This is a genomic window from Shouchella shacheensis, assembly GCF_001484965.1.
Lineage (GTDB): Bacteria > Bacillota > Bacilli > Bacillales > Bacillaceae_D > Shouchella > Shouchella shacheensis.
Map to the genome: position 1 here is coordinate 52,889 of NZ_LLYY01000017.1, position 10,786 is coordinate 63,674.

General features: G+C 49.3%; 14 protein-coding genes. 10 read left to right on the plus strand and 4 right to left on the minus strand.

Annotated features, from left to right (window positions below):
* From AVZ68_RS13860 to AVZ68_RS13880, 6 genes are read left to right on the plus strand one after another with little or no spacing between them, the layout of a single operon-like run.
* Entirely contained in the window at positions 1-525 is a 525-nt protein-coding gene (locus AVZ68_RS13860; protein ID WP_059105156.1) for a type 1 glutamine amidotransferase domain-containing protein, read from the plus strand.
* Between the two features lie 3 nt (positions 526-528).
* A complete protein-coding gene (gene rnz, locus AVZ68_RS13865; protein WP_059105157.1) occupies positions 529-1,470 on the plus strand; it encodes a ribonuclease Z in 942 nt (313 codons plus the stop codon).
* Complete coding sequence (locus AVZ68_RS13870) at positions 1,467-1,769, plus strand: thioredoxin family protein (protein ID WP_059105158.1); 303 nt, start codon at positions 1,467-1,469, stop codon at positions 1,767-1,769. The genes rnz and AVZ68_RS13870 overlap by 4 nt, the downstream gene beginning before the upstream one ends.
* Positions 1,770-1,800: 31 nt before the next feature.
* Positions 1,801-2,247, plus strand: a complete 447-nt coding sequence (locus AVZ68_RS13875) for a BrxA/BrxB family bacilliredoxin (RefSeq protein WP_059105159.1) — start codon at positions 1,801-1,803, stop codon at positions 2,245-2,247.
* 48 nt (positions 2,248-2,295) lie between these two features.
* Positions 2,296-2,454: a redoxin domain-containing protein gene (locus AVZ68_RS20925; protein WP_180316709.1), complete on the plus strand. Its 159-nt coding sequence runs from the start codon at positions 2,296-2,298 to the stop codon at positions 2,452-2,454.
* Positions 2,429-2,716: a TlpA family protein disulfide reductase gene (locus tag AVZ68_RS13880; protein ID WP_157404668.1), complete on the plus strand. Its 288-nt coding sequence runs from the start codon at positions 2,429-2,431 to the stop codon at positions 2,714-2,716. The genes AVZ68_RS20925 and AVZ68_RS13880 overlap by 26 nt, the downstream gene beginning before the upstream one ends.
* A gap of 3 nt (positions 2,717-2,719) precedes the next feature.
* Here AVZ68_RS13880 and AVZ68_RS13885 read toward each other — a convergent pair whose 3' ends face one another.
* Positions 2,720-3,445: a metallophosphoesterase family protein gene (locus AVZ68_RS13885; protein WP_059105161.1), complete on the minus strand. Its 726-nt coding sequence runs from the start codon at positions 3,443-3,445 to the stop codon at positions 2,720-2,722.
* A gap of 162 nt (positions 3,446-3,607) precedes the next feature.
* Between AVZ68_RS13885 and AVZ68_RS13890 the strand changes: the two genes are divergently transcribed.
* The 4 genes from AVZ68_RS13890 to AVZ68_RS13905 all read left to right on the plus strand — a co-directional run bounded on the left by AVZ68_RS13890 (position 3,608) and on the right by AVZ68_RS13905 (position 6,963).
* Positions 3,608-4,726: a conserved virulence factor C family protein gene (locus AVZ68_RS13890; RefSeq protein WP_059105162.1), complete on the plus strand. Its 1,119-nt coding sequence runs from the start codon at positions 3,608-3,610 to the stop codon at positions 4,724-4,726.
* Between the two features lie 13 nt (positions 4,727-4,739).
* Positions 4,740-4,961 carry a hypothetical protein gene (locus tag AVZ68_RS13895; protein WP_059105163.1) on the plus strand — a complete coding sequence of 74 codons (222 nt, stop codon included), beginning with the start codon at positions 4,740-4,742 and terminating at the stop codon, positions 4,959-4,961.
* Positions 4,962-5,033: 72 nt separating this feature from the next.
* A complete protein-coding gene (locus AVZ68_RS13900) occupies positions 5,034-5,516 on the plus strand; it encodes a PH domain-containing protein (protein ID WP_059105164.1) in 483 nt (160 codons plus the stop codon).
* Entirely contained in the window at positions 5,509-6,963 is a 1,455-nt protein-coding gene (locus tag AVZ68_RS13905) for a PH domain-containing protein (protein ID WP_059105165.1), read from the plus strand. The genes AVZ68_RS13900 and AVZ68_RS13905 overlap by 8 nt, the downstream gene beginning before the upstream one ends.
* A 526-nt stretch (positions 6,964-7,489) precedes the next feature.
* On the opposite strand, the gene AVZ68_RS13910 is transcribed toward AVZ68_RS13905, so the two are convergent.
* The 3 genes from AVZ68_RS13910 to AVZ68_RS13920 form a co-directional block, all read right to left on the minus strand.
* Positions 7,490-8,482, minus strand: a complete 993-nt coding sequence (locus AVZ68_RS13910) for a DUF2777 family protein (protein WP_059105166.1) — start codon at positions 8,480-8,482, stop codon at positions 7,490-7,492.
* 168 nt (positions 8,483-8,650) lie between these two features.
* Complete coding sequence (locus AVZ68_RS13915) at positions 8,651-9,571, minus strand: hypothetical protein (RefSeq protein ID WP_245628147.1); 921 nt, start codon at positions 9,569-9,571, stop codon at positions 8,651-8,653.
* Between the two features lie 67 nt (positions 9,572-9,638).
* A complete protein-coding gene (locus AVZ68_RS13920) occupies positions 9,639-10,682 on the minus strand; it encodes a toxic anion resistance protein (protein WP_437182699.1) in 1,044 nt (347 codons plus the stop codon).
* Between the last annotated feature and the right edge of the window lie 104 nt (positions 10,683-10,786).

Sequence of the window (10,786 nt, forward strand, 5' to 3'; positions counted from 1 at the left end):
ATGAGACTAGAAGGGAAACGAATCCTCTCTGCACTGGACTCAGATTTTGAGGACTTGGAGCTATGGTACCCGATTCTGCGCCTGCAGGAAGAAGGAGCACGCGTGGATTTGGCGGCAGCAGAGGCGAATAAGACGTACAGTGGAAAATACGGGGTGCCTGCCACCTCTGATCTGGCCTTTAAAGATGCAAGTGCGAAAGAGTACGACGCGATTTTAATTCCAGGAGGTTGGGCGCCGGATAAACTTCGCCGCTTTCCGGAGCTCTTAGAAACCGTACGAACAATGGACGCCGACAAGAAACCAATCGGACAGATTTGTCACGCGGGTTGGGTGCTGATTTCCGCCAATATTTTAAGCGGCAGAAATGTCACAAGCACTCCAGGAATCCGCGATGACATGGAAAATGCTGGAGCGATCTGGCATGATGAAGCCGTCGTCGTGGACGGGCATCTAATTTCAAGCCGCAGACCGCCGGATCTTCCTCCTTACGCCAAAGCGTTTGCGGATGCGATTGCAGGGAGCTAGCCGGTGGAACTTCATTTCCTAGGCACTGGCGCCGGTGTTCCTTCGATCGACCGCAACGTGAGCGCTCTTGCGCTGCGTTTTTTGGAAAAGGGGGGCGAGACGTGGCTTTTTGACTGCGGGGAAGCAACACAGCATCAGCTGCTTCATTCAGCGCTGAGTCTATCAGACATTACGCGCATCTTTATTACTCACATTCACGGGGATCACATACTTGGACTTCCGGGGCTGCTTAGTTCGCGCTCGTTTCAAGGAGCGAAGGACGAGCTTGTTATTTATGGCCCCCCGGGAATCGAAGACTTTGTAGATGTGTCGCTACGCGTTTCTCAGACGACGCTCCGCTATCGGCTTTCCTTTGTTGAACTTGAGCCCGGTCCTTTGCTCGAGCTCGAGGATAAAACGGTTGATGTGCTTCGGCTTAACCACCCTGTGCCGAGTTTTGCGTTTAAAGTGACGGAGGCGGATAAGCCCGGTGCGCTGCAAGTAGAGAAGCTAAAGGCAGAAGGGGTTCCACCAGGCCCTCTCTATAAGGAACTTAAGAGTGGAAAGACGGTCATTCTTGCGGATGGGAGGGAGCTCAACGGGAAGGACTATCTAGGTGAGACGATGAAGGGCCGTGTGGTCGTTATTGCTGGAGATACGAAGCCTGTGTCTGCACTCGTTCCGTTTGCCAAAGGGTGCGACGTGCTTATCCATGAAGCGACGTTTGCCTCTGATAAGCAGGAGGTCGCCCACGGGTACGGGCATTCGACCATCGCGGACATCTGTGATCTGGCCGATTTGGCAGAAGTTCGGCAGCTCTTGCTGACGCACGTCTCTTCTCGCTACGCTCGCGACTCTCGTCCCTATATGCAGGAGGTTAAACAGAGACGTCCCGGTACGATTGTCGCAGAGGACCTGATGGTATATGAACTGGCAAAGCCTCGGGCACCGGAGTCTTCTTCATGAAAGAACGAACAATAAAGGAGCTGGAAGGCTTCATTCATGAAGAAAAATCCTTTTTTTTGTATCTATTTTCTCCTTTTTGTGGCACTTGCCATCAGGCGGAAAAGATGCTTCAAATTCTGGAGAGCGCAGAGAAGTCGCTACAAATTCAAAAGCTGAATCTTCAGCTTGCGCCTGCTTTTGCCCAGAACGAAAAAATTGAAAGCGTGCCGTGCTTGCTTTATTATAAACAGGGAAAAGTGATCCGTCGCATGCATGCCTTTCAATCCGTCATGCACGTACGTGATTTTATTCACTCGTAACAACGTTCACTTGATAAGGAGGCGACAACAAATGTCAATGGCCTATGAAGAGTACATGCGCCAAGTCGTACGGCCCATGCGTCAGGAACTGACGGATGCTGGCTTTAAAGAATTAACAACAGCCGAAGACGTAACGGGATATCTTGAACACGCAGAGGGGACGACGCTTGTGTTTATTAATTCCGTATGTGGCTGTGCAGCTGGCCTTGCCCGGCCGTCAGCGATTTATTCGCTTAAGCATGACCATACCCCGAATCACTTGGTTACTGTGTTTGCGGGACAGGACAAAGAAGCGACCGCCGAGATGCGTGCCCATATGCCGGAGTACGCACCATCTTCGCCGTCGATGGCATTGCTTAAAGGGGATGAAGTCGTTCACTTTATTCCGCGGGAACAGATCGAGGGGGCCGAACCTGAAGATATTGTTCGAAATCTTGCTCTTGCTTACAATGAGCATTGCACAGAGAGCTCTTCGTAAAGAAGGGCTTTTTGCTTGCTTGACATGAGACCAAATGGAGGGGATCAAATGAAAGCGCCGGATTTTTCGCTGACGAATGTGCGAACACAAGAAACGTGGTCCCTGACAGATGCCGGGGACCACGCCATGATGCTTACATTTTGGACAAGCTGGTGCCCAGACTCCATAAACGATAAACGACTTGCTACAAAAACAGCGCCTTTATGAAAACATGGAAGCGGGGACGCTTGTTTTTATGACCATCAACGTGACCGGGCGAGAAGGGAACGTGGATCTTGCCCATTTCTTAGAGAACCATGGATTTACCTTTCCCGTTCTTGCTGACGAAGGAACGCACGTCTACGATGTCTACGGCTGCCGCGGCGTGCCAACGACGATTCTGATTACTAGGGAAGGCGACGTCGCCCAAACCTTTGGCGATAAAGCGACATTGCCGGAAATCATGCAAGAAGTCGCCCGTATTCTTTAAGGATTAAGACGGACGGACCGCATAGTAAATGACTGTTCCCATCGCTTCGATATTTGGGTACCCGCTCTGTTTGTAAATCTCGACGACGTGTTCGCGGTTGTATGGGACACGGTTCAAATGAATTCGATGGGTGCCGTCCTCGATTTCTAAAATGACATAGGAGGCGAGGGGGTGCCCGTCAAACGGCATCCCTACGCTTCCCGTGTTGACAATGTTTTTGCCATGCATAGAGCGAACGTAAGGGACGTGTGTATGTCCATAAATGTAGACATCGGCATCGTCTTTTTGCATAATGACGTCCTCAAGCTTCTTGGTATCGTCCCCCTCAACGACATTAAACAGGCTGTCTGGCGTCGCGTGAAAGGCGTGAATAATCAAGTCTTCTCCTTCATCAATCACAAAGGACTCAGGCAAGTTTTTTAAATAGTCCATGTCTTCAGAGTCTAGCCGCTGAAGCGTCCAGTCGCGCTCTTTGTTCATGCCCTCTAGCGCTTCATCCGGCAATTCTCCTTTTTCAAAGCCACGCACGAGCCACTCGTCGGCATTCCCTTTCAAGACGTTGGCTCCAGACGCTTTTACGAGATCGAGCACACGCTTGGGTTCGGGTCCCCGAAAGCAAAGGTCTCCCAGTATGTAGACACGGTCAATCTGCTTGCTTCGAAGATCGTTCAGTACGGCTTCAAGAGCCGTGGCGTTTCCATGAATGTCAGATAAAAAAGCGAATCGCATATTGTGCATAGCCTCCTTTTCGTCTATTGTACCAGAACATCATCGTTTCGGCTGCTTTAGCGCTTCAATTTTTCTATACCCTTAATGGGCCGGCTTAAACTGGCAACTCCCTGTGCTCTATGTTAAAATTTGATGGAGATTTTGATGCAGGAGGAGGAAAAAATGTTTATACGTTCGATAGAACCTACCCCTAGTCCAAATACGATGAAGCTGAATTTAAGTGAAGCACCCGAGGGAGCAAGCACGACCTACCAAGAAAAAAACAAAGCGGATGCTCCAGCGTTTATTCAGGAATTGTTTGAAATTGAAGGGATCAAACAGGTGTATCATGTCGGCGATTTTCTTGCTGTGGATCGCCATCCTAAGGTGGACTGGAAAGGAATTCTTCCTCAGGTTCGTGAACGGTTTGGGGAAGAGCAGGCGGAGCAGGCAGAAGCAAGCGGCCCAACGGAAGGGTTCGGAGAGGTAACGGTCCAATTACAGATGTTCAAGGGGATTCCGATGCAGGTGAAAGTCTCGGACGGAGAAGAAGAGCGCCGCGAAGGCTTGCCATCACGTTTTGCAGAGGCTGTAGCGAAGGCGCAACTCCAAGAGGACAATGTCGTTCTAGCGCGCAAGTGGGAGGATCAAGGGGCCCGTTACGGAGAGCTTGAACAAATGGCCAAAGATGTAGCTGAGGAAACGAGTGCTGCGTATCCCCAGTCTCGCTTAGACAGCCTCGTTCAACTAGCCAAAGGGGAAAAGGCAGCGGCCGAGGCGTTTGCGGCTCGTTTTAAAGACATTAGCATCGATATGCTGCAAGCAGAAGACTGGCGCGATCGTTTTGCCGTGCTTGAGCAAATGGACCCGAAAGAGAAAGACCTGCCTGTGCTTGAATATGCGCTTAGCGATGACAAAGGTTCCATCCGCCGTCTCGCCACGATGTACCTTGGAATGATCGAGACCGAAGGCGTGCTGCCGCTGCTGGAAAAAGCGTTAAAAGACCCTTCTGTGACTGTGCGCCGGACCGCCGGTGACTGTATGTCGGATATCGGCTCACTCAAAGCACAGCCGGCCATGATTGAATCATTAAAGGACAAGAATAAGCTCGTCCGCTGGCGGGCCGCGATGTTTTTGTATGAGGTTGGCAATGAGAGAGCCGTTCCCGCGTTGAAAGAGGCCGAAGAGGACAGTGAATTTGAGGTAGCGCTGCAAGTGAAAATGGCCCTTGAACGCATTGAAGGTGGAGAAGCCGCCAAAGGTTCCGTTTGGAAACAAATGACGGAGGCGAGGCAGAAGTAGGAGGGTGCTGGAAATGACGACGATTGAGGACATTGTTGCTAAAATCAAGGAGCAGAACATGGTAGACTTGTTGGAGCTTATTGAGGATACCGAAAATGGTGAAGTGGAAGAGATCGAGCTGGTAGAGTCGATTGGACTCTTGTACGATCTTGAAGAAAATCAGCGCCTTTTGGATTGGTTTCAGGAACAAGGAGTGGAACTCGTTTACGTCACGGATGATGAGGAAGACGAATAGAAGACACGCGCGCTGCGTTGCGGGCAGGGCGCGTGATCTACATAGTAATGAAATTTGAAGGGGGGCGGTGCTATGCGAAAGGAGCCTAGCCAACGCTTGCCAAAGAAGGCGATTCAGGTTTGGCGAATTCAGAATTCGTTCGACACGCTTTTTTTCGCCTTGTTTCCCGTAGCCTATGGTCTCCTCGGCTACTTTTTCTTTGAGAACTTGCCAAGCTGGATCTTATGGGGATTGATAGGTGTCGTACTTTTATACGGATTGGCCCGCATTGTCATTTGGCCTCAAATTCAGTGGTATCGTTTTCGCTATGAAGTATTGGATGAAGAGATTGACATTCGCCAGGGAGTGGTGATCGTCAGACGTACACTGATCCCTATGGTTCGCGTTCAGCATGTCGACACGGAACAGGGACCGATTTTAAGACGATACAAAATGGCGGCAGTCTCTATCACCTCTGCGGCTACAACACACTCGATTCCGACACTGTTTCTAGAGGACGCGGACGCGCTAAGAGATCAAATTGCGGAGCTTGCCTCGGTGAACGAAGATGAGTGAGCTAAAAAGACAGCATCCGGCCGCGATTCTCATCAACACTGTTAGTACATTGAAATCGTTTATTCTTCCTTTTGTGATTATTTTCTTTCTAAATGACTTGAATTGGATGTTTTTTAGCGCGCTTGCTGGTATCTTTGTTCTACTTGTTCTGACGGCCGTGCTTAGTTGGTTTAAATATCGCTATCAGGTAAATGAAGGGGAACTCTATGTTGAGCAGGGAATATTCATCAAAAAGAAGCGCTACATCCACCGCAAACGAGTGCAAAGCATTAATGTGAATGCCGGTGTCCTGCAGCGACTATTTGGCCTCGTAAAAGTGAAAGTAGACACCGCCGGCGGTGGCGAGGAAGCAGAAGCAGAACTTGTGGCCGTCACGCGAGATGGTGCGGACGTGATTCGCGCAGAGCTGCTGAAGAAAGCAACGGAGCCGCCAGACACGAGCGAAGAAGCAGGAGACGAGGAAGGACGGGTCGCAGAAGAGGAGGCTGAGGAAGCTCCACTCCATACATGGCGTTTAGGCAAGAAGCGCCTCCTATATGCGGCGCTCACTTCAAGTGGGCTGGGGTTGGTGATTTCGGCTGTTCTGGCTGTTTTATCACAGGCAGGGCAGTTTATCCCAGACTCCTTTTATGAGGAGACAGCAGAACTGCTCGTAGGTCTTGGGGTGTTGCTTTTGATCGTTGTTGTCATAGGGGTACTACTTATTTCGTGGCTGATTTCGTGTTTGATTACGGTGATTACGTATGGCAATTTCAAGATTGATCGTTATCCGCGGGAAATGGTTGTGGCAAGAGGGCTCTTGGAACGCCGGGAACTAACGCTTCAGCATAAACGAATTACCGCGGTGCGAATGATTCGCAATGTCTTGCGACAGCCATTTGGGTTTGTCTCTATTTACGTTGAAACGGCAGGGGGAGGCAATGCACAGGAGCAGGGTTCCACGCTCTTGGTTCCCCTGATTCACAAACGTGATTTGCCCGCATTTTTTGAGGAGACACTGCCTGAGTTTGCCTTTGAGCGAGAGATGATGTCGGCTCCGGGAAGAGCGGCCAAACGCTTTTTTATCCGCAACCTCATTCTACCTGTTCTTCTTACAGGTGTGGCCATTTATTTCTTCGGCACCTTAGGGGCATTGGCAGCCATCTTCATTGTACTCCTTGCGCTGCTTGCCTATCTTCAGTACAAAGATGCCGGAGCAGGATTCAACGAACAACATGTCTGGCTTCGTTATCGAACGCTAAGTCAGACAGTGGTCGTGACACCAAGACAGAAGGTGCAGGCGGCGACCCGTAGCACTTCGTTTCTACAAAAGTATCTCGCACTCTCAAGCTTTGAAGTGAATGTCCAATCCAGTTTGGCTGGTCGCTCGTTCACGGTCCATGACCTTGCCGATGAGACTGGTGATGCCCTCCTTGCTTGGTATTCGAGGGACGGAACTCGAAGTTAAAAAAGCCGCTGCTTGGTTGCAGCGGCTTTTCATGATCTAGCTGCGGCGCCCACTCGCTCGAGGTTTCTTCAGACCGCCAGATCAAGCCAAGGGCGGGCTTGATCCTGCCGTTCTTCCAGAACTTGTCGCTCGTGAGCAGGGCGCCTGCGCTTTTCGGTGTCTAGCTGCGGCGGGTAGAAGCTCGGGATTTTTCAGTCCTGCACCCGAAATCCAAAACCGGGATTTCGGGTGCAGGCCTTCCAAAATCCTCGCTCCTTTCGACCCGCCTGCGCTTTTCGGGTTGTCTAGCTGCGGCGGGTAGGAGCGTCGAGATTTTTCACCCCGATAACGAAATCCAAGTTCGGGATTTCGTTTATCGGGTCTCCAAAATTCTCGCTTCTGGACGACCCGCCTGCGCTTTTCGGTGTCTAGCTCCGGCGGGTAGAAGCTCGAGATTTTTCAGTCCTGGCCCGAAATCCAAAACCGGGATTTCTAGTCCAGGCCTTCCAAAATTCTCGCTTCTGGACGACCCGCCTGCGCTTTTCGGTTAAGAAAGGGCGTTTGTGTAAAGGGCGATGGTGCGCTTGCCTTTATCCGTCGTAAATTCAAATCGGTCATAAACTCGCTCCGGGGCATGGGCTTGCCGCAGTTCCCGCTTAAAATGATGCTGGATGAGTACAAACTGCTCATCCGTTTGATACGTTAAGAAGTTGACGCCTGAGAATGAGTGAGCGCTCTCGCTGTACAGGAGCTGTTCAAGCAGCGAGTTGTAGCAGTGAATCAAATCATCGTGAGTGAGCCCGAACGTTTTTAAATTATGCTCAAAGCCTTGCAAGGCAGCGGGATCGAGCTCATTTCGCAAGATGAAGTACGGGTCAAATTGTTTCTGGTCGATGTAAAAGGTGGCGCCTTCCTCTGGAACATAGCGCTGCCCATTGGCGCGAACAAACACCCCGTCTCCTTCGTAATGTCCGGATACGAGCATATCATGCACGTTCCAGCTATATTCAAATGAAGAAGGAGCTAGCTGCAACTTTTCTCCGTGCTCATCGGATAGGTACATTTGTTCGTCTTGAATGTGAAACGTGTATTGAATGTAGAAAGGAGTCACGGGTGTCTGCTGTGAACCCCTCGTGCGACGTTTTTGGCTCGACAGTGTCTTAATGTACACTTCTAATGCTTCTAGCTCAACGGTGTTGCTACTGGAATCATTTTTTAAGCGGATATGCCGTCTTTTTAGGTCTGTTAAAATGGAATCAATAAAAGACTCTGCAGGTAAATGCCGAGGTGGGCGATGAAGTTTATGACTCGGAACAAGAGCCACATCCCCATCCTCATAAGGGAGCTGATGCAGTGAAACGGTGCCTCCTTCGAAAATGGAATCTGGCAGTGAGACAACCGAATGCACGCGAAGCTTGCCGCGCCATGGCTTTTTTGGTTCTGCAATGACGTCGAGCAGTTCTCCTAGATAACGTCCATTTGCGCCAAGGTCGATTACAAGGAATTGACCGATGGCTTGCTGTGCTTGGTTACGATTCATTCTTTCCTCACACCTTTAAAAGTTTCGTATATAAACGATCGCAATGATCTCCGTTAAGTGTCCCTGTGAAAGAGGTTTCATGATGGCAATCGCAGTTGCTGGAACATCATTGTTCCTTCTAATCGTTATTATAACGAAAACCATCGCACTCCTGCAAGCACGGGGCGGTTACGAGGGGTCGGATGGTTTCGTTTGGTCATAGCGTAGCTCTTGGAGACGCAGGACATGTTCCATTCGTTCGATTTTGGTAGTCTCCAGCTCCCCGTTCAGTCCAATAAGGGAAAGCTCCATTTTGGATAGAGAGACGAAGACATTGTCTTTTTGCTCCATTTGATTGGCTTTAGAGAGAGCAAGGTAAGCGCCCATCAGGCTCGGAAGATCTTCTTTTAGAAGTCTGCGCACGGTATGCTTTTCTTCGTAACCTAGAAGAGAAAAGTCATCCTCCAGTCGCTTCACCTGTGCGAGAATGCGCGTAAGTTTGTTTTCAAGCATCGGATCAAGCGAAAACTGCTGCATCGTTTGTACGTAGCGTTTGGCTTCCTGAGACAGCACATGAATATCATTTGCCTGCTTGCTCTTTAACTGTTCTTCGCGAGTCGCAAGCAAATCAAAGGAGGCTTCTTCGCTTTTGCCACCGACGTAGGCGAGGTCAATTCGATTGATCCCGTATAGAATCCCTTTAAAGAGCGAAGAGTGTTGTACAGAGCGCACATGCATTCGACCGTCTTTCAAATAGTGAATTGTTGCTTCTCTTAGTAGACCGACACCATTTGCGGACCTCACATATTTTCTGTAGCAAGTGACGCGAATCCGCTTGTGAACAGGGGAGCGGGAATGCTTCGTATCTGCCACAAGGAGCCGAATATGCTTATAGGAAATTTTGACTTTAATGTCCCAGTCCTTTTGGCGGCGACGGATCGTGCGCCGTTCGTTCTTCCCTGTAGCATTGTCGGCCATACGCCTTAAGAGGCGCTCAGTATCGGCAATCAGCCGTGTCGTGGTTTCATCTTGTAACAAATGTTCATCCACAGGCCGCTTGTGAGCAGGCGTGAACAGTTGCAAAAAGGAACTCATTGAAAGTGATTTCAACTCAACCCCTCCCATCCGCTTATCGCTATTTTGTCTCGTCCAACCTTACTTTTGATCCAGCGTTGAACTACCGGTTTAGTAGTTTGGTTTGCATGTCTCGATTCAAATTGTCCATTTCTTCTATGAACTGCTTTCCATTGGTGACAATGCGCTCATTGGATTCTTCTGTTAGTTCAATTGCTTTGAAAACATTGTCATACGCTTTTTTAAAGGCATCGAGAGCGATGGCTGGCTCTTCAAGTGTTTTCAGCGTCTCTTCCGTATTTTGCTTAAGGAGTTCAGCGTTTGAGAGAAGCATTTGCTCCGTTGCCTGATTGACGTTTTGAACCGCATCGATCACTTTTCGTTGGTTATTGAGAGCGAGCTGAATCGACGCTGTGACAGTAATAATGTTTTTCGTCATCGTAATCGCGTTAAAAATGGCTTCCTCCAGCTTGTCATTGTTTTCCATGATCAAATCGACAGAAGCCAAAGACTGCTGCAAAACCATCACCGCTTGCTGCATGTTTTTGACGCGCGTTGTCACTTTAAGCTGCCCTTTTTTTAGCTCATTTGTGTTATCCGCCCAACGTTCGGAGGTCATTTCCGCCTCAAGCATTTCATGGAGTTCTTTACCAAGCCCGATTTGCTCATTTAAGTTCTCGATTCGTTCTTGGGCGACAACCTTGAGCTGCTTCAACATCACGTTGTCTTCTTCTAACTTATCTTTTCCTGTTAGAAGTCCTTCGATAATATGCTCCACTTGCGCCTCTACCGTCTGATACCGTTTGGCGTATTGTTCAACGGGACTCCGACGCATCAGTTTATTGACCCATTTTTTTAACTGAGAATCCTTTAAATACTCAGGCTCTAACTGCCCAACCATCTCCTTGAGTTCATGAAGCTGAGTAGGGAGCGTATTGGAATTATCATTCATCATTTCCTTTACCGGTCGTTTAAGGGCCTCAAGGGACTCACCAGCTTCCTTCTGCTCATCTTCCCCCAAGGAATCCAATTTTTCCAGAAGATCTTCGACGTTCGTCTCATTTTTATAGGCTTCGAGCGTCTCGTTTTGCCTAGCACTGCGAACTTGCGAATCATGGTTCTCGGTAGAAGTTGGTTCACTCATCATGATCGATGTCCCTCCAAAGTTTCAATAGACTAAAAGCCATAAAAGCTTCGACTTCTGTAAGTCAGATTTCTCATCTTATTATTGTACGTTGTTTTGAACTCGAA